The 19,754-nt window shown below is 43.5% G+C and carries 18 protein-coding genes and 1 other RNA gene; 1 reads left to right on the top strand and 18 read right to left on the bottom strand.

Annotation, left to right across the window (positions count from 1 at the left end):
* Positions 1-64: 64 nt before the first annotated feature.
* The 14 genes from DWY31_RS10900 to DWY31_RS10835 all read right to left on the bottom strand — a co-directional run bounded on the left by DWY31_RS10900 (position 65) and on the right by DWY31_RS10835 (position 14,951).
* Positions 65-988: a LysR family transcriptional regulator gene (locus tag DWY31_RS10900; RefSeq protein ID WP_021860229.1), complete on the bottom strand. Its 924-nt coding sequence runs from the start codon at positions 986-988 to the stop codon at positions 65-67.
* Between the two features lie 98 nt (positions 989-1,086).
* Entirely contained in the window at positions 1,087-1,746 is a 660-nt protein-coding gene (locus DWY31_RS10895) for a V-type ATP synthase subunit D (RefSeq protein ID WP_021860230.1), read from the bottom strand.
* A 28-nt stretch (positions 1,747-1,774) separates the two neighbouring features.
* Complete coding sequence (locus DWY31_RS10890; protein ID WP_118288712.1) at positions 1,775-3,148, bottom strand: V-type ATP synthase subunit B; 1,374 nt, start codon at positions 3,146-3,148, stop codon at positions 1,775-1,777.
* A gap of 2 nt (positions 3,149-3,150) precedes the next feature.
* On the bottom strand, positions 3,151-4,917 hold the full coding sequence (locus tag DWY31_RS10885) for a V-type ATP synthase subunit A (RefSeq protein ID WP_118288711.1): 1,767 nt from the start codon (positions 4,915-4,917) through the stop codon (positions 3,151-3,153).
* A gap of 28 nt (positions 4,918-4,945) precedes the next feature.
* On the bottom strand, positions 4,946-5,266 hold the full coding sequence (locus tag DWY31_RS10880; RefSeq protein ID WP_021860233.1) for a V-type ATP synthase subunit F: 321 nt from the start codon (positions 5,264-5,266) through the stop codon (positions 4,946-4,948).
* Positions 5,259-6,227 carry a V0D/AC39 family V-type ATPase subunit gene (locus DWY31_RS10875; protein WP_021860234.1) on the bottom strand — a complete coding sequence of 323 codons (969 nt, stop codon included), beginning with the start codon at positions 6,225-6,227 and terminating at the stop codon, positions 5,259-5,261. The genes DWY31_RS10880 and DWY31_RS10875 overlap by 8 nt, the downstream gene beginning before the upstream one ends.
* Before the next feature lie 21 nt (positions 6,228-6,248).
* Positions 6,249-6,842, bottom strand: coding sequence for a V-type ATP synthase subunit E (locus DWY31_RS10870; RefSeq protein ID WP_118520537.1), 594 nt, complete (start codon positions 6,840-6,842; stop codon positions 6,249-6,251).
* A gap of 22 nt (positions 6,843-6,864) precedes the next feature.
* Positions 6,865-7,350 (bottom strand): V-type ATP synthase subunit K, encoded by a 486-nt coding sequence (locus tag DWY31_RS10865; RefSeq protein WP_021860236.1) that lies wholly within the window; start codon positions 7,348-7,350, stop codon positions 6,865-6,867.
* Positions 7,347-9,365 (bottom strand): V-type ATP synthase subunit I, encoded by a 2,019-nt coding sequence (locus DWY31_RS10860; protein WP_118520535.1) that lies wholly within the window; start codon positions 9,363-9,365, stop codon positions 7,347-7,349. Before DWY31_RS10860 ends, DWY31_RS10865 begins: the two co-directional genes overlap by 4 nt.
* A 43-nt stretch (positions 9,366-9,408) precedes the next feature.
* Positions 9,409-9,717, bottom strand: a complete 309-nt coding sequence (locus tag DWY31_RS10855; RefSeq protein ID WP_117538302.1) for a hypothetical protein — start codon at positions 9,715-9,717, stop codon at positions 9,409-9,411.
* A gap of 155 nt (positions 9,718-9,872) precedes the next feature.
* Positions 9,873-10,370: a tRNA (cytidine(34)-2'-O)-methyltransferase gene (locus DWY31_RS10850; RefSeq protein ID WP_021860239.1), complete on the bottom strand. Its 498-nt coding sequence runs from the start codon at positions 10,368-10,370 to the stop codon at positions 9,873-9,875.
* A 140-nt stretch (positions 10,371-10,510) separates the two neighbouring features.
* Entirely contained in the window at positions 10,511-11,392 is an 882-nt protein-coding gene (locus DWY31_RS10845) for an AIR synthase-related protein (protein WP_118520533.1), read from the bottom strand.
* A 63-nt stretch (positions 11,393-11,455) separates the two neighbouring features.
* Positions 11,456-12,982, bottom strand: a complete 1,527-nt coding sequence (locus DWY31_RS10840) for a VanW family protein (RefSeq protein WP_243060552.1) — start codon at positions 12,980-12,982, stop codon at positions 11,456-11,458.
* A gap of 181 nt (positions 12,983-13,163) precedes the next feature.
* Complete coding sequence (locus tag DWY31_RS10835; protein WP_118520531.1) at positions 13,164-14,951, bottom strand: B12-binding domain-containing radical SAM protein; 1,788 nt, start codon at positions 14,949-14,951, stop codon at positions 13,164-13,166.
* A gap of 65 nt (positions 14,952-15,016) precedes the next feature.
* Here DWY31_RS10835 and ffs point away from each other — a divergent pair.
* An RNA gene (gene ffs, locus DWY31_RS10830) (signal recognition particle sRNA large type) lies at positions 15,017-15,280 on the top strand.
* A 3-nt stretch (positions 15,281-15,283) separates the two neighbouring features.
* On the opposite strand, the gene tadA is transcribed toward ffs, so the two are convergent.
* From tadA to DWY31_RS10810, 4 genes are read right to left on the bottom strand one after another with little or no spacing between them, the layout of a single operon-like run.
* Complete coding sequence (tadA, locus tag DWY31_RS10825; protein WP_117538336.1) at positions 15,284-15,781, bottom strand: tRNA adenosine(34) deaminase TadA; 498 nt, start codon at positions 15,779-15,781, stop codon at positions 15,284-15,286.
* 19 nt (positions 15,782-15,800) lie between these two features.
* Entirely contained in the window at positions 15,801-16,745 is a 945-nt protein-coding gene (locus DWY31_RS10820) for a DUF6128 domain-containing protein (protein ID WP_118520529.1), read from the bottom strand.
* Positions 16,746-16,791: 46 nt separating this feature from the next.
* The gene (locus tag DWY31_RS10815; RefSeq protein WP_118520527.1) at positions 16,792-18,240 is read right to left on the bottom strand and encodes a deoxyguanosinetriphosphate triphosphohydrolase; all 1,449 of its coding nucleotides are present in this window, start codon (positions 18,238-18,240) and stop codon (positions 16,792-16,794) included.
* A gap of 15 nt (positions 18,241-18,255) precedes the next feature.
* Positions 18,256-19,491, bottom strand: coding sequence for a hypothetical protein (locus tag DWY31_RS10810; protein WP_118520525.1), 1,236 nt, complete (start codon positions 19,489-19,491; stop codon positions 18,256-18,258).
* Positions 19,492-19,754: the final 263 nt, after the last annotated feature.

The raw sequence follows: 19,754 nt of genomic DNA, 5'->3' as shown, positions 1-19,754 counted from the left end.
TATAGAATTTTATATATCCTAAAAAAAGATGCACCCTCAGGCACACCTTCTTTCTTCTAGACAATTATATTTCTTCAATTTTCCTTCTCAGATGCTCAAGAAATTCTTTTTCTTTCTGATTCATCACATATCCTTTTTTATATATCAGTGCATCCCTCATTTTATGTCTTAGAAATCCGACTTCCTTCTGCACAAGATGATACCGTTCCAGCATCTTTTCCGGCAGCGGAGATACCCACATATAACTGTTCTTCACTTCTCTTAAAATATCAAACTGACTTCCTCTTTCAAAAATATATATTTTCTTTTTCGGATGATAGGCTTCCCTTCCTTCCCGGTAAAATTCAATATATTCTCCGTTCGGGAGCCTGGAATCTCCATGTAAGATTTCTACTCCGTCCGATAATTCTCCCGGAGACTGAAAATCCTTTTCTGCAAGTTCTCCGTCTGCGGAAGTCAAAAGTAAATAATCAAATTCATTGATCACCTGCATTTCCAGATTCCGAAGCTGAAGAAGCGATTGGTAATCCTCCTGCTTTCTCCGCTGATACCGTATAATTCCAAGATCATATCCATTCTGACCGATACTGTCGATTGCCGTCATCGTACTTGTCTCCCGGAAATCCACATCCATCTCCATCTGGTCATCCTGGTTGCTGATATACTCGGCAAAAGCATGCGCAATATAGCTGGCCCGGGGCACACAAAATCGAAGTGTCAGCTTTTCACTGCGTTCTTTTCCATAATGTTCCCTTAGCTCATCAACATCCCGGATGACTTTTCTGGCATATTCCAGAAAATTCTGTCCGTCTCTTGTCGCCTGTACTCCTTTTGAGGAGCGTTTAAAAATCTGTATGCCAAATTCTGTTTCTACATTTTTAATTGCTTTGCTTAAGTTTGGCTGCGCAATGTAAATCTCTTTTGCAGTCTGTGAAATCGATCCTCTTTTATCTATTTCAATAATGTATTTGAAATCCGTCAAATTCATTTGTATCTCTTCCCTTTTCCATGATGACGATGTTCCGTTCCGCCTTATTCTCTACGCGAAACGAAAAGGCGACACATCTTTTGTATCGCCTTTTCATTCTAAGCTCTTTCGCTGTAGTGATGTGCTTCTTCAAGCATCATATCTTTTACTTTCATCAGACGGATCTGAGAGCTTCTCTCGTTCTCATCCAGCTTCATCGTGATGTATTTGATTGTCTCCTGAGCCTCCGGAATTGTCACATGCTCCAGCGCATTTACACGACGTCTTGTCTTCTCGATCTCAGCCGCCATAAGCTGGCATGCTTTTTCTGTCTCCGCAAGTTTCAACATATCCGGCAGAATGTCCGCCAGTGATTTTACAGCACCATCCAGATCACTGGATGTAAATGCAAATCCATAAGAATAAATATCATTGGCATCAGCAGTCCTTGTCTTCGTATTGAACACAGGAATGTCAACGCTCATAACATTTTTATTGCCTACTTCCAGATTTACTTCCTGTTTTGGTGCCATCAGTGCGGTATTCAACGTAGCCTCATCCATTCCGGCTTTGGCTATAACAAAGTTCTTATTTGCAGAGAGGATTCCGGCTTCTACTTTCTGACGAAGTGCCATGTTCTCCTTTACCAGCTCCAGGAACTGACGCATCAGCTCATCACGCTTGTCTTTCAGGAGCTTATGTCCCCTTCTTGCTGTAACAAGCTTCTTCTTCGTCTTGGTCAGTTCCATCCGGGTAGGAGTGATCTGTTTCGATGCCATTCGCTACCTCCTTATTTCCATTACCTGATTATTGCTTTCCATAATACTGGTCTAAGAATTTGTCGTCGATACGTTTCAACTCTGCTCTTGGCAGCATAGACAATAATTTCCAGCCAATTTCCAGTGTCTCCTCAATAGATCTGTCGTTGTCATATCCCTGGGAAACATATTCTTTTTCAAATGCTTCTGCAAATTCTGCATATTTCAGGTCAATCTCTGTTAAGGCAGCTTCTCCTAAGATTGTCATCAGTTCTTTTGCATCTTTTCCACGGGAATACGCAGCAAATAACTGGTTCATCGTATTGGCGTGGTCTGCTCTTGTTTTGCCTTCACCGATACCTTTATCTTTCAGACGGGAAAGAGACGGTAATACATCAATCGGCGGCTGTAATCCTTTACGATACAGCTCACGACTTAAGATTACCTGACCTTCTGTGATATATCCGGTAAGATCAGGAATAGGATGTGTCTTATCATCCTCAGGCATAGTCAGGATTGGGATCATAGTGATACTTCCGTCTTTACCTCTCTGACGTCCGGCTCTTTCATACATTGTTGCAAGGTCTGTGTACATATATCCTGGATATCCACGACGTCCAGGTACCTCTTTCTTCGCTGCGGAAATTTCACGCAGCGCATCTGCATAGTTCGTGATATCTGTCAGGATAACCAGAACGTGCATATCTTTTTCAAATGCCAGATATTCTGCTGCTGTCAGTGCCATACGAGGAGTTGCGATACGCTCTACAGCCGGGTCATTTGCAAGGTTGATAAACAGAACGGTTCTGTCAATCGCACCTGTCTCTTTGAATGACTCGATGAAGTAGTTAGACTCTTCGAATGTAATACCCATTGCAGCAAATACAACGGCGAATTTCTCATCTGTTCCACGTACCTTTGCCTGTCTTGCAATCTGGGCTGCCAGCTGGGAATGTGGCAGACCGGAACAAGAGAAGATTGGCAGTTTCTGTCCACGAACCAATGTGTTCAGACCATCAATGGCAGATACACCTGTCTGGATAAACTCTTCCGGGTACACGCGGGCTGCCGGGTTCATAGGCAGACCATTAATATCTCTTCTTTCCTCCGGCAAAATCTCCGGTCCATCATCAATCGGACGTCCCAGTCCATCGAAGACACGTCCCAGCATATCCGCAGATACACCAAGCTCCATGCTTCGTCCGAGGAAACGTACTTTACTGTTACTTAAGTTAATACCGGCAGCATTCTCATAGAGCTGTACTACTACGTCATCTCCATCTACTTCCAGTACTTTACAGCGTCGTTTTTCTCCGCTTGCGAGTTCGATTTCACCAAGCTCGTCGTATTTAACGCCTTCTACACCTTTTACCATCATCAGCGGTCCGGCAACTTCCTGTATTGTTCTATATTCCTTTGGCATAATTAGAAGTCCTCCTTCCCGATCGTTCCTGCTACTTCTTTACCGAGTTCATCCATGATCTTCTCATATTCTGTCTCAATATTTTCAGCTAATGTATATTTATAACGACCGATTTTCTCTCTGACATCCATTACAAGAAGATCTTTCATGGATGCACCTTTGTTCAGAGCTTCTGAAGCCTGATCATAGAATGCAAGAACCAGTTTCATCATCAGATACTGTTTACGAAGTGGTGTGTAAGTATCTACTTCGTGGAAAGAGTTCTGATGCAGGAAATCTTCACGGATAGATCTTGCTGCTTCCATCTTCAGACGGTCAGACGGAGACAATGCATCCATACCTACCATCTGTACAATCTCTTCCAGTGCTGCTTCTTCTGTCAGAAGGCTCATCATTCTCTGACGGTCATCCATCCAGTCCGGAGCAACGGTTTCATTAAACCAGTCTTTCATATTATCCAGATACAGCGAATAACTGGTCAGCCAGTTAATAGCCGGAAAATGTCTCTTATATGCCAGTGCGGAATCCAGTCCCCAGAATACCTTAACGATACGAAGGGTTGCCTGTGATACCGGCTCTGATGTATCACCACCCGGAGGAGATACGGCTCCGATTACGGACAGGGAACCTTCTCTTGCATCTTTACCGATGGAAACTACACGTCCGGCTCTCTCGTAGAACTCTGCCAGACGGGAACCTAAGTATGCCGGGTAACCTTCCTCACCAGGCATCTCTTCCAGACGTCCTGACATCTCTCGAAGTGCCTCTGCCCAACGGGATGTAGAGTCTGCCATCAATGCTACAGAATATCCCATGTCACGGAAATACTCTGCAATCGTAATACCTGTATAAATAGATGCCTCACGGGCTGCGAAAGGCATATCGGATGTGTTCGCGATCAGAACGGTTCTTTCCATAAGGGAACGTCCTGTCTTCGGATCCTTCAGTTCCGGGAACTCATTCAGAACGTCTGTCATCTCATTTCCACGCTCTCCACAACCGATGTAAACTACGATGTCAGCTTCTGCCCATTTTGCAAGCTGATGCTGGATAACTGTCTTACCGCTTCCGAAAGGTCCCGGAACGGCTGCAACTCCACCTTTTGCGATTGGGAAAAATGTATCAACAACACGCTGTCCTGTTACAAGCGGTGCATCCAGCGGCAGTTTCTTCACATATGGACGTCCTGTACGAACCGGCCATTTCTGCATCATTGTCAGCTCTTTGTCTCCGTCCTTCGTCTCCAGAACTGCAACAACTTCTTCTACCGTAAATTCACCGGATTTGATCTCTTTGACTGTTCCGCTTACTCCATAAGGAACCATGATCTTCTGCTCAACAACTGCTGTCTCCTGAACAGTACCGAGCACATCTCCCGCTCCAACTTCTTCTCCGACTTTTGCAACCGGAACAAATTCCCATTTCTTGTCTCTCTTCAGGGAAGCAACTTCAACACCACGCTGTAAGTTATTTCCCGAAATCTTCATAATATCATCCAGAGGACGCTGGATACCATCATAAATGCTTGTGATCAGACCAGGGCCAAGTTCTACTGACATTGGTGCCCCTGTTGATTCTACCGGTTCTCCCGGTCCAAGTCCTGATGTTTCTTCGTATACCTGAATTGATGCCTCATCACCGTGCATCTCGATGATCTCTCCAATCAGACGCTTTTCACTAACACGTACAACGTCACGCATGTTAGCATCTCGCATTCCGGATGCGATGACCAGCGGTCCTGCTACTTTTTTAATCGTACCTGTACTCATTTGGACGAATCACCCTCCATTTCTTATTTTATTGTTGCGAAAACAGAATATCAGAACCGACAGCCACTTCCACAGACTTCTTAACGCCCGCGACTCCTGCTCCCGTATTACCGGCAATGCCAGGAATCTGGATGATCGCCGGGATGATTTCTTCCTGATATCTTGCAATTTCATGTTTTAACTGATCGGCCCAGGCTTCTGTAATATAAATAATTCCGTAACCACCTGTTGCCAGTTTGTGAAGCTCTTCGGCAGCTTCTTCATGGGTAGTAACCGGAAATGTGTCAAGCCCCAGTGTAGCAAAGCCGTAGATGCTGTCATAATCGCCTAATACTGCAATCTTATACATACATTTCCCTTACCCTTTCCCGAATAGAATCATCCGGCAGGTCGTTAAGCTTACCGGAAAGAATGATTCGTACCGTTTTTATTTCATTCTGTCTTGCAATTACATAGGCAATTACCGGTCCTATTGTAAATGCATTATATTTCTGCGGGCTGATCGTCTGGATGATCCGGTTGTCACACCACCGTTCAAATGCGGATGGAGATTCCAGAAGTGCCTGCGCACCTTCTGCATATGCCGTTCCCATCAGATAATCACGAAGCGCTTCCTTACCGGAAAGTGCCGCTTTGGAAAGCTGATCCACACTGACACTGTCGCACTCCGCCATTGCCCTTTTCATAAAGTCTATAGATTTCGCGGTTTTCTGTGATCGCACTGCAATCTTAATATCTGCAACTGCAACCGTTGATTCTGCATAATCCCGGATGATCTGGGCTTTTGACGCTTTACCTGCCGCATATACGGCATCCAGCGTTGCTCTGTCGATCATCACGTCGCACAACTGACCATCTCTTGTATGAAGCAGTGTCTCATAAGCATCCGCTGCCACATGCTGCATGTAGTCCGGAAGTCTGGTAAACGCTTTCTCTCTTACGATCTCCAGCATCTCATCCCCCGGAATCGCTACATCATCATAGAAAATGTGCCGGTTCTTTTCCTCCGTGCATACTTCCTTGATCGCAGCTTTCAGATTATGGAAAAGTTTTGGATAGGAAAGTACTGCAAAGTTCTCCATGTCAATGGAAAGATCCTTCACTACCTCCCAGATCTTCTCTTCCTCTCTGGTCAGTATCGCCTCTGCATCTCCGGAAGTATCTGTGCCTCCCCACCCCTTCTCTTCCAGGAACTGCAGGCACTGATGATAATTCTGGCATGCAATCAGCTGGTCGATCGTGCTGTTTGAAAACAGTGACACTTCCAGTGCACGTATGCGCGCAACCGCGTAGGTATACTGTTCACTCATGTTACTTCCTCCTGTCACGCGTTACGCAAATAATATATGGTATACTTTGTCAGACAATTCGTCTTTTTTCTCATCGAACATTGCCTGTAAAGTACAGTTCTCTTCTATCCCGCCATAGGCAAGAACAAATCCATTCTCAATCTTTCTTTCTTCTGCGGAAATCTTAAGGCTTCCGCCTTTGTCCCGCGCAGTGTTCTCCACTGCATTTTTAAAGTCGTCAGACATTCTCTGGAGATCTCCTGCGGAAAAGAAGATTTCTCCGTCCTGCGGCAATGCATATCTTGCAAGTAATTTTAATAAAACTCCAAAATACTCTTCCTCATTCATAGACTCCAGAGACTGATATGCCTTATCCAGCACGTTCTGGATCATCTCCTGTTTTGCTGCCAGAAGTTTTGTTCTTCTCTGCAGATCAATGGAAGATGCCGTACGCTCTTTGTAATTCACTGTATCCAGTTCGGATTTGTGGGCAATCGTCTCGGAAATCTTCTTAGCATCTGCCTCAGCCTGCGCTACAATCTCGTCCGCTTTTGCCTTTGCTTCTGCAATCTTGCTGTCTGCTGCCGCTTTTGCTTCATCCAGGATCTGACTTTTTATTTTTTCTAATCCTGTCATCGCTTCTTTGCTCCTTCCTGTTTTATACCTGAATTGCTGTTACTGCCAGAATAGAAATCAGGAGTGCAAGAATTGCGTATGTCTCAACCATTGCAGGGAACAGCATTGCTTTACCGAACTGCTCCGGTTTTTTAGCTACAATTCCGATTGCTGCCGCTGCTGTCTGTCCCTGTGCTTTACCAGAGATCAGTCCAACGATTCCGATTGGCAGACATGCTGCAAGGATCAGAAGTCCTGTCTGTGGATCAAGATCTGCTGCGCCGCCGCCAAGGAGACCAATCTTGGATAATGTAATGAAACCAACCAGCAGTCCGTAAATTCCCTGTGTACCAGGAAGCAGCTGCATGATCAATACTTTTGCAAATTTGCTAGGGTCTTCTGTTACAACTCCGGATGCTGCCTGACCTGCGATACCAACTCCGATTGCTGATCCTGCTCCTGCGAGAAATACTGCTACTGCTGCGCCAAGTAACGCATATACAAGTCCTAAATTACTCCAAATACTCATGATAAAGTTTCCTCCTTAATATCTACATATTTTGTATCTGATTCAAATGGTTCAAATGGTTTTCCACCGCCTTCGTAGAATTTTCCGAAAAATTCCACAAACTGAAGACGGTTCGTGTGCACATATGCACCAAGTAAGTTGATCGCAAGATTCAAAGTATGTCCCACCACGAACACAATCGCAAATCCGATCGCACCAACCACGCCTTTTCCAAACATGCTGCCCATCTGGTTTACAACAGATGCAATAACACCGGTTGCAAGTCCGAGAGCTAACAGACGTGAATAAGATAATACATCACTGAGCCATCCGGTAATATTATAGATGTCATACGCTCCAAGCGCGATCCTGAGAACCGGATTTTTATTTGCTCTTCCTGACATCAGAAGCAGTCCCAGTGCACCGATAATCGCAAGTGCTTTTGCAAGCGTATTCACAAACGGTGGAAATGCGATTTTTGCCTGTGCTATAGAAGCAAAAATATCAGATGGGATCAGCATCATTAAAAGTCCTGCCAGAAATACATACCATAAAATAACATCACAGAAAAAGTCTAATACTTTTCCTTCTTTCAGAAGCATGTAACCTTTGATTCCAAGGCCGACGAACAAATGTACAAGTCCGAATGCCATGGAATAGATCAACAGCTTCATCGGATTATTCAGCGGCGCAAACCATAATGGCTTGATCGTTATATCTTTATTAAAGAATGTCTTTCCTACAACATCGACAACGTCTCCGAAGTAACCGCCAAATAATACACCCCACACAAGTGTAGATAAACCACAGAACATAAACATCTTCATGGACTTTCTCATACTCTTGCTCATTCGTGGGAATTTCTTCAATACTACAAAACATGCGATTGCAATGATCGCACCGTATGCAGCATCAGATAACATCATACCAAAGAAGAATACATAGAAAAACGACATGATTGTCGTCGGATCAAACTCTCCTTTATGCGGAAGTCCGTAGGATTCCAGAACACCTTCTACACTGTCTGAGAAAGCATTGTTCTTTAAAATAACCGGCGGTTCTTCCTCTTCCTTTAACTCTTCCACATCCATCACACAATCGTATCTGTCTGCGATTGCTTTCTTAAGGACAGGAACTGTTTTCTCTGCAACATATCCGCTAATTACGAATGTTCGCTGTGACTGTGGAAGTGTGCCAAGCACTTCGTACTTCTCTGCACGGAGTCTGAAATAATCCCCCACTACTTTCAACTCTTCTCTGCTTGTGGCATATCCTTTGATCTCTTCCTCTGTCACTTCAATCTCTTTGTTCAGTTTCTGGATCTCGGCTTTCAGATTCTCTTTTTCCTTCGCCGGGATCTGGTTGGATATCTGCGATGGTCTTGCAAATCCTCCAGCTCTCAGAGCTTCTTCGGTCTTCTCTGCCTCTTTTTTCAGACAAAATACAGCAAGATAAACCGCGTCTGCATCTTCGGAAATGATCTGCACATCCAGTGCTTCAATCTCCGGACACTCTGTAGCTACCTTTTCATGAATAGCCGCTTCATCTGTGCCCGCCGGCATCGTTCCAAGTAACATTGCTGTTCTGGCTGTACCTGCATAATTCATAGGTGCATCCAACGAAAGCCACGGTTCAAGCGATTCAATCCGATTTTCAATCTTCACAATATTTGCTTTGATCTCTGCAATCTCTTTGCTCTTTGTGAGCAGAGCATCTGCTTTTTCGATGACTTCGTCTTTTTTCGCTGTGATTTTCTGGAATTCATCCTGACTGACAAGCTCTTTTCCCGCTAACCCGGACAACATTGACTGCTTCTGCGGTGCATATATATCAAGGATACCCAACGCCGTCTCTGTAAGCTGTGCTTTCTTCTCAAAGCTAAGCTTCGCATTCACTGTGTCCATCTTTTCAAAGCCTTCTTCATCAGCGATCTGGTTCATCTCCATAACGCCGAGTGCCTGCAGCTTTTCCAGAATTGCTTTGCGGTCTTTTTTAAGTGCGCAGATACTGACTCTTTGCATCTGCAATACTGCCATAGATCTATCCCTCCTTTACATTTTCTTTCCGGTTAGATCTTGATCAAACCAGCTGTGCAATAACTGCTGCTATTGCTTCGGCTTCTTTACTGCCCGCTTCCCGCTTTAACGAAACAATCTCTTCATCTACTTTCTGAAGTGCGTCCTTTACCGCTTCTTCTCCGGCTTTCTTTGCTTCATTCATTGCGAACTGCGCATTTTCTTTTGCTTTTGCTTCTGCTTCTTCTTTTATCCTCCCTGCAGATGCATCCGCTTTTTCAAGAATCTCGGCACATGCTGCATCGGCTTCTTTCATGGCCTTATCTGCCTCACACTCCGTGTCCTTAATGGTTCTAATGGTCTCTTCTACCATTCCTTCACCACCTCCCTCGCGTTCGTTAAAACTATGTTGTAAGTTTGATTATAATACCGCAATTATCAAATGTCCAGAATAATTTGTATTCAGGCAAGAACAAGCGCGCTTATTGTTGCGGAATTTACATAATTTTTTTATATTTTTCAAATAATTCAGACATTCCAGTGCAAATGATGCAAATGTCCTTCCAGATTCATTCCCGGAAAATTATTTTGCCGCAACGCTTCATATAACACGATAGCGACTGAATTGCCCAAATTCAGAGAGCGTATGTCTCCCAGCATCGGAATACGGATACAGTCCTCCTCATGATTCACTAATATTTCTTCCGGAATTCCTGCGCTTTCCTTTCCAAACATGATATAGCAGTCCGGCTCATACTGCACGTCTGTATATACTTTATGCGCCTTTGTTGTAGCCATATAGATCTTTGCTCCCGGATTCTTCTCCATAAAATCATTAAAATCAATGTAAGTCGTCACATCCAGATCTTTCCAGTAGTCCATTCCTGCTCTTTTTAAGTTCTTTTCATTCAAACGGAATCCTAACGGCTCGATCAGGTGCAGCCTTGCATTTGCTGCCACGCAGGTTCTTCCGATGTTTCCTGTGTTCGCCGGGATCTCCGGCTCATGTAATACAATGTTTAACATAATCTCTCCTCTTTTCTGCATAACTTAATTTTATAATACTATATAATGGATACACTTTCTACAGCAATAAAAAACGATCCCATACAAAAGATTCATCACCTTTATTTACAAGCGCAAATTCTTTATATGAGATCATTCTATTATTTTTCTTTTGGCTCTGAGAAAATACCATACACCGCATCCGGTGCCGGGCGGTCAATGTAACGTATTTCCTCTCCATTTCTTATAATCTTGTCATTGTTATCTGTAAAATATCCGATCATTGAGACCGGAATTCCTGCCTCTTCCATCTGACGCAGAAATGCTGACTGGTCCGATACTACCGCAAGAAAACTTCCTGTTGATGTCATCTGGTACGGATTCAGATGGAACTGTTCACAGACTTCGACTGTCTCCTGCAAAAGGCTGATGTTATGAAGTTCCAGATCAAGACCCATTCCTTCTTCCTTTGCCATCCGGTAAAGTTCGGCAAGAATACCGCCTTCTCCGATCTGGCGCAATCCAAATGCTCCTGCTTCGCGTGCTTTTCTCATTTCTTTCATCGAAAATACCTGCGGTGCATAGCTTTTGATCTGCGCAAGAAATGCTGGTGAAAATCGTTCCTTAAGCTGCTCCTCTTTCTCTTCTGTCACACGCAGCATTCCTTCCATTCCTGCCCATTTTAGCAGAACCACTGCCTGTCCGGCTTCCGGCTTACGCGTCTTAGGCTCAGCGACAGCAGCTACACCGTTTACGACAACCTGTGCAAAACGGAGCACCGGACTTTTTCCGGACTTTACTTCCAGAAGTTCCAGATCTTTTTCTTTGCAGATTTTCCGGATAGACTTTTCCAGTCCATGAATCCTCGACTGGTATCCATAATCCGGAATCTGTATCTGTACACTGATTCCGATATGCTCTGCACCTTCTGCTGCCAGTGCATTTGCCACAGCCGCAACACCGTACACACCGATCTGCTTTGAATATCCACATATCACTGTCTGTTCACTTATTATATGGCCATCTTTTGTTTCAAATCTCATTTATGCCTCTCCATCTTTTCCTGCATTTATTCCGACACATACGCTCTGTTTCCTGTTCCATGATTATTCCAGAGCCTGCGCCTGACTAATCGCCGCATTAATCTTACTTCTGTCCTGCGAACCGATCGCATTTCTTACAATCGCTGAAGCCTGTGCATTTGACGACTTCGTTCCCACTGAAATCACCTGATCCGACTTATTGTAAGTGCTGTTATTAATAACTTTCCGGCTCACTTGCTTTCCATCCTGTATTACAATCTTCCACAGTCTTGCTGTACGGCCGGTATGCCCGCCACCGGCTGCAACGATCGAACCAATCGCCGCATCCGCATTTGCCTGATATCTCACACCCGGTTCTTCTGTATGCGTCGTCTCACTTTCAAATTGGATCTTACGACTTTCTTTTCTTGTTTCTTTGCCATAAATTGAAAATGTCAGCTGGTTTGCTCCATCAATTCCACCTTCAATATATATTGGATCTTTGTAATTGTTCTGGAATCTGAAATCTTTATAATCGCCTGCGATCGCCGCATCCCTGGACGGATCTACATATGCTACTGCCATAGAATGTGGAAAACGCTTTATCACTTTTAATTCCGCATACAAAACGGCATTATACAATGTCGTAGATACCTGACAGATTCCTCCGCCGTAAGAATCTACAACCTGTCCATTCTCATAAGAACCCGCCAGTGCATAGCCGTGTTCTGCATCATATGGAGAAGTAATATCATGTACCGATACGACGTCTCCCGGCATCAGAATCGTGCCATTTAACTTCTCTGCTCCGTTTTTCAGATTCTTCCAGCGCTCACCTCCACCGGCATCGGTCGAAAATGTTCCCAGGCAGTCTTTGATATTTTTCAGATCTGCTGCTTTGATCCTCGGATGTTCTGTCTTTTGCGGAAGTGTAATCTCAAGCTTTTTATGATTCCATTTCCGGTTCAATGTTTGCACCAACAACTTTTTTGTTTCTTTTATATCGATTGTTTTTCCTTTTTTTTCCGATGTAATCTGAAATTCTCCGTTCACACGCGCAATCGTTGCATCCGTTGCATGCGGTGCAAGCGGAACCGCCTGTTTCTTCAGAACTTTCTCTGTCTTATCCGCATCAAGCGCCAGCTTCATATTTATCTTTGTTTTTTCTTTTTTCAGTCTGCGAAGTTTGCGGTATCTGCTAAGAAGTGTTCCCTTTTTTCCATAAGAAACTGCTTTCTCGATTGCCTGATCTTCTTTTTTATATTGAAACCCAAGATCTTTCAGCGTTGTTTCTGTCTCTTTCTCCCCGGTTTTCAATACAACTGCCTGCTTCTCATCTTCAGCGAAATGTTCTTCCATCGCACGCTTTGCTTCTTCCCGTGTCATTCCGGACACATTTACCACATTAATATATACGTTATCGCAAATCTTCTTCTCCGGATATTTTGACACATAACGATAGAGTGCCAGATAAGCGGCACCCCATACTAACACAACCAGGACAACTGTCATCAGACCGATGAGCTGTCTTCTTTTTCTCCTTCTTCGTAACATCCTTCTGGAAACTCTTCCGAAGCCCTGGCTTCTCCTGTCTCCTGTCTTTTCCCCCACTGCTCTTTTGTCTCCTTCTATAACGATCTTATACCATTGCCGGCAAAATCATAGTAGCTACCATAGCTACAATCACAATCATAATGATAACTGCGACTGCTTTTTTTACTCTTTTATCATTAAAATTCATATTTCTTCCTTCCTCTCTATGCGTTATGCGTTTATATTTTACCCTCTTTTTCTATGCTTTGCAACGATTTTCCCCACAATCTGCCAGACTGTCGATCAGACAGATTCTTGCATCCTGCGTAAGAGGATTTCGTTCCAGATAATCAAACAAAACTGTTTTCTGTAATCTTGAAAATCTTTCCAGATGCGTCATTTTACGCAGCTGGTTTTTGTCATATTTATCATAGGAAGTAAGATAACGCCTTTCTTTATCTTCTGTTTCATAAAACTGACGGTATTCTTCCTTCGTAAGCACTTCTTTTCCTGCAAATGCCGGTCTGGATTTTGCATTTTCACGCAGATAATAATCATACGTCAGTAATTCTCTGTAGTATTCCACTTTTTCCGGATGATATTCACGTACAAATCCAAGCAATATCTCATAGCGCTCGCTTCGTTTATGATTGACCTGATGATAATTTTGTTTCTTATAATAACTCCAGAGTTTCTCATACATGGTAAATGCACTCTCATATTCTTTTCCCAGTTCTTCAAGCGTCTCTTCAAATTGTCTGCTGTTATAATAAACTTCAACCATTTCTTCAATGCCTTTTAGATGTAAGATTTCCTCATAAGAGATCCATCTGGTCGAAAGCACTTCGTATGGTGGTGTACTTTTATACTGCAATCCATAATCTTCTTTTTTTGTTTCCATATAAGAACCTTTCAGAACTTTCAGGAAACCAAGCTGCAACTGTTCCGGGCGCATTCGGTATACATCATCAAAAGACACTGCAAAACTTTTGATATCCTCAAATGGCAATCCGGCAATCAGATCCAAGTGTTGATGGATATTTCCTGCCTGATTGACTCTTGCCACTTTTGCAGCAAGCTTATCAAGATCCATTGTTCGGTGAATCTCCCGGATCGTATCCGGATTCGTTGACTGTACGCCGATTTCCAACTGGATCAATCCCGGACGCATAGCAGTAATAATCTCAAGTTCTTCTTCATTTAACAGATCCGCCGACACTTCAAAATGAAAATTCGTAATTCCATTATCGTGTTCTTCCAGATATTTCCATATTGCCAGTGCATGGTCATGCTTGCAGTTAAATGTACGGTCTACAAATTTAACCTGCGGAACTTTATGATTCAGGAAAAACTGTAATTCTCGAAATACAAGATCAAGGCTGCGGAAACGAAGTCTCTTATCTATAGAAGAAAGGCAATAGCTGCATGCAAACGGACAGCCTCTGCTTGTCTCATAATAGATGATTTTATGTTCAAAATCTTCCAGATGTTCATATACAAACGGAACTTCGCTCAGATCGATCGGCTGCCGCCACGGTGTTTCTACTACTTCGCCGTTACTGTCACGAAATGTAATCCCATCAATCCCGGCCAGCACATCATCCGGGATCTCATATCCGGTCATTTCCTGTTCTGTCTGTACATATGCTTCACACAATGCATGAAAAGTCAGTTCGCCTTCTCCTTTCATTACACCGGTAACTTCCGGCAGTCTTCGAAGTACATCCGGTGCGTCATAAGAAACTTCCGGGCCGCCGGTCCAAATCTTAAGATTCGGACGGACTTTTTTTATTTCCCGGATCAGTTCTTCAACATATTTTAAATTCCAGATGTAACATGACAGACATAAAACGTCGGGCTGCCTTTCGTAGACATCCCGCATAATATCATCCATCTGCTGGTTGATCGTATATTCTCCGATCTCAATCTGTAATTCATTATTTTCCTGTTCTGTGTGGCAGTGCAGGTCAGCGTATGCTTTCAGACAATAGACTGCTAAATTTGAATGTATATATTTGGCATTGATCGCTGCCAGCAAAATCTTCATTGTATATTTCCTCCAATTCCGGTATTTCCATTGACAATTCGGGCAAAACACGTTAAAATATAGACTCGTGCAGCCGGGGTGTTAGCGGTACCTTGTACCTACAATCCGCTATAGTAGGGGTGATATTGCGCAGAGGGCATTTTTCTTTCGGAGCTGCCCTTAATAAGTGGCGTTGATGACTGGGTCTTACGCGACGGGAATCTGTGAACCGTGTCAGGTCGGGAACGAAGCAGCACTAAGCAGAACCTCCCGGGTGCCGTAAGGCAGCCTGGTCTGAGTTAACTGTTAAGGTAACGTCCGGGAGAAAGTGTTCGAAGCGCAATGCACGTTTTTTATTTCTTGTTTTTATTTTCTCCCTGTTTTTTCAATTTCTTGGTTTCTCTTAGTTCTCTGAAAAAATCTTTCATCATCTGACTACATTCTTCTTCTAAAACTCCTGTTTCCAGCTCAACTTGATGATTAAATTCCGGCATCTGCAAAAGATTCAAAATAGATCCGGCACATCCGGCTTTTGGATTCATACAGCCGACCACAACCCTGTCAATCCTTGACTGCACCAGTGCACCGGCGCACATCTGACAAGGTTCCAGTGTCACATACATCGTACAACCTTCCAGCCGCCAGTCATCTAATTTCTTACTCGCTTTTTTGATCGCCGCCAACTCTGCATGAGCCAGTGTATTCTTATCAATCGTCCGGCGATTATATCCCCTGCTGATGATCTTCCCGTCCCGGACAATTACACAACCAATCGGTACTTCCCCGATCGCATATGCTTTCTTTGCCTGTCTGATTGCCTCTTTCATGTATTTTGCATCTGTATCTGTCATCTTCCGTTGTCCTTTTTCTTTATTTTCTGACACGCCTGCACCAGTATCCAAATCGCTCTTCTTCACTGTCTGCTGCCTGCGCTTCTTTTTTGTCTATGTTATCATCTACAATTGTTTCTGCAGTTTTATTTATATTTTCATCTACATTATTGTCAAATGCCAGTTCCTCTGCCATAACAAATTTCCCAAATCCGAAAACGCCTGCTGCCTGCGCTTCTTTCTCATGATACACTCCCGGTACTCCCAGATAACAGCCATCCTCTTCTTCCAGGAAAAGTAAATGCCCGTAATTATAATAGCCATGTAATAGGAAACGGTTATTCGCTAATTTCCATTCGCACCGCGGCAGCCTTGCGATCTCCCGTCTTGTGATTCGGTGTGCATTACATTTTTCCATGTGCTCTGTGGCTGCTTCAGATGCGGATATCTCCGGGGAAAAATCGGTTTCTGTTTCTGAACTTATTTTCTCCGATGGCTTTATGTCTTTGCCTGAAGCATGATCTGAAGTCAGTACCGGTTCATCTTCTATCCCATCTTTTGTATCTAAATTAAGACTGGGCTCTGTATTCGACTTTTCTTTTTTAGATGTACTTTCACTTTCCTCACCCAGCCACAAGCGCTCCGGCACCACCGGCATGTCATTCCACGATGCCGCATAATAATTATTTCCTTCTTTCATAAGAAGTACGCCGCACACAGTATGGCCTTTCATTTCATAACAAAAGCGATAATTAACAGCAGGGTTGATATTTCCAATCTCACCCTGCCTGATTCCAACGTAGCCTCTGTCTTCTTCACAAAGCAGGTACAGGAACAATGTCCGTTCACTTCCGAGGCGCAGTCCCTTTCCGTGAATGTGTACCATTCCTCTTGCTCCGCTTTGTTCCACTTTTACAAAACCTACATTCCTTATTCTTTTTCCCTGATCGTATTCATACAGATATCGGATAAATTGCTTCACCATTCCACATCCTGTCTGGTTTATTTATCACAATCTATTCCATGTCCTGTTAAAAAATACCACTCCACGGCCAATCCATTGCTTTGAGTTCCTGATACAGCTGTTTGGCGTAGCTGTCTGTCATTCCACAAATATAATCAGTCACCAGAAGCAGTCTTAAATACAGCCGTTCAATATCTGATTTTCCTTCTGCCTGCAAATGATACGCACTTTTATAATTGCTCGATATAAAAGAAACCATACGCACATCCAGCGATTCTAACTTCTCCGGCTCATCGTCATAGCTGATGATCGCATGCATGAACTTGTCCATCAGGAAATCCAGAACAGCCTCTTCTGCAACTTCCATCCGGTAGATCACATCGGACGTAAACACTTCCCGGTATGCCAGCTTTCCGAGCATGTCCATTAATTTCTCCGCTTCTGTATGGTAAAACAGATCATGCGGATATTTTCCTGCCATAATCTGATCATAATTAGAAGTAAATCCATAAGTTGCCTGACCGATGAGAAATCCCTGCACGCATATGATCCAGTTCTTAATCGCATACGCTTCCGGATGTGCGACATTTTTTTCTTTCCCACGTAAATACAACTCTCCCAGTACATCTGCCGGGGAAAATGTCTCTGTCTGCTCCGATTTCGTTAATCCTTGCACTTCTTTCAGCTCTTCCAGCAATGTATGGTAACTGATAAATTTCTTAATAAACGCATCTTCAATATCTGCTGTCTTGTACGCGATATCATCTGCCGCTTCCAATATATATGTCAGCGGATGACGGTTACCGTTTGTTCCGGTTTCTTTTTCAATCTCCCGGAAAATCTCCTCATCCGCATAATAATATCCCATTTTTTTCTTCTTAATATCTTCTGAATGAAGATCCATCTGATGGGACGGCACAGGATACTTTACAATTGTATTCAATAACGCATATGTCAGGTTCATTCCATGCTCATCCACCAGAAAGTGTAATTTCGTTACCAGTCTGAGTGCCTGCGCATTTCCTTCAAAATGATACAGATCTGCAAGCATCTGTTCATTCAGAAGCTGATCGACCGGGCGTCCGTGAAATTCGATCTTTGAAAGATTTCTTTCAAACCACTCTCTTATCGCGACCTCACCGTAATGACCGAACGGCGGATTACCAATGTCATGGATCAATCCGGCACACTGCAAAATATTACAGATATCTTCCTTCATGTGCGGTTTGAAGCCCTCATCCTTTTTATATAACAGAATATTTTCCGCAATATTCTGTCCCAACGACCTGGCAATCGAAGATACTTCCATAGAGTGTGTCAGCCTTGTCCGTATAAAATCGCTCTTGTCCAGTGGGAACACCTGCGTCTTATCCTGCAAACGGCGGAAAGAAGCGCTTCCGATAATTCTGTGATAATCTTTTTCAAATTCACTTCTCAGATCCGTATTGCCATCCGTCCTGCGACCGGATCCGGACTCTCTGCTTCGCTTTGTCGATAATAGCTGTTCCCATTTCATATATCTTCACGCTTTCTAATCGAGGTAAATCGGTGAAACATAATCATCACCGAGTTCTACTTTCTTTCGTTCCTGCTCACCAAGAAATGCCCACTCTGTCATATCCTGCCATTTGTGATCTTTGCGACTGTAAACCTGTACATAACCGATACGTTTCGGATGCATCCGCACACTGTTGGACTCATATTCACGACCGGTATATGGATTCATCTCACCAATGGATAAATCCTCTGTCTCTTCTTCCTGCTCGTTCTCTTTCGCAACAGCTTCCTCAAATGCTTCTGCAAATTCCTCTTCTACCTGTGATACTTCTGCTTCTGGTTCTGTAAATTCTTCACCGAGTTCTTCCTTATATTCTTCTTCCGGTTCTGTTATTTCCGGTTCCGGCACTGGTTCCTGTTCCAGTTGCTGTTTCTGTTCTTCCACTTCCGCCTGCTTTACGCCTTCTGCTTCCTTGTCTGCATGTTTGCCAGTCATTCTCTGGAAATAATCCTTCCAGCTGTGATGTTTCTTTTTCTTCACCGGTTCTTCTGATTTTGCTGTCGGTTCTTCATCTTCCGCTGTTGACTCTGGCTCTTCCGGCTCCGATGTTGTCTCTTCTGCTTCTCCTGTTGTGACCTCTGAAACTTCTTCCTGGTTCTCCTCTTCAAATGTTTCCCGGATCAGTTCCTCTGTCTCTCGGAAATCATCATATTCCTCTACAGGTTCTTCCACAGGCTCTTCTACAGGCTCTTCGTAGATTTCTTCCGTTACTTCTTCCACCGGTTCTTCTTCATAGACTTCCTCCACGATCTCTTCTGTCGGCTCTTCGTAGATTTCTTCTGCCGATTTTTCTTCATAAAATATCTCTTCCGTTGGTTCTTTGTAGACTTCCTCTTCCGGCTCTTCGTAAACTTCTTTCGTTGGTTCTTCGTAGACTTCCTCTTCCGGTTCTTCGTAAACTTCTTCTACTGTCTCTTCTACAATCTCTTTTTCCGGCTCTACTGCCACTTCCTGTATATGTTCCATGCTGTCATTTTCAGCAGCTGTATCCTCTCCCAGAATATTCAATTGAAAAGGACAGCCTAATATACTCGCGATCGTTCGCATATCCTGCTCTTGAAAATTATCGCGATTCAGTCTCTGCGTCATATTCTGACGGGACATCTTCTTTCCCGTCTGCTCTTCAATGAGCTTTGCAAGCTCTTTGATCGTCATACCTTTTCTCTTTAAGATAATCTTGACTTGCTCTCCAAATGTCAAATCCAGCATAGCTTATCCTCCTTATTCTATTCCATAAAAGCTCCCCATATTTACCTTATTTATTCTATCAAATACATAAACGAGCGTCAACTTGCACACAGCTATAATACGGAAAACATATCATGCCGATTTTAGCATCAAAACAGACTTTTCTCTTAATATAAAAATGCATACCTAAATAAAGACGGATACCAATTCATTCATTGATATCCGCCTTTATTCTGATTGTTCTTCCATCTTCATTACCTTCTACCTTTTGGTGGTCTGTACCT

The sequence above is a fragment of the Dorea sp. AF24-7LB genome, from assembly GCF_003478575.1.
Taxonomy (GTDB): domain Bacteria; phylum Bacillota; class Clostridia; order Lachnospirales; family Lachnospiraceae; genus Dorea_D; species Dorea_D hominis.
Note: the sequence above shows the minus strand (reverse complement) of the source record. Positions and strands in the feature narration are given on the sequence as shown.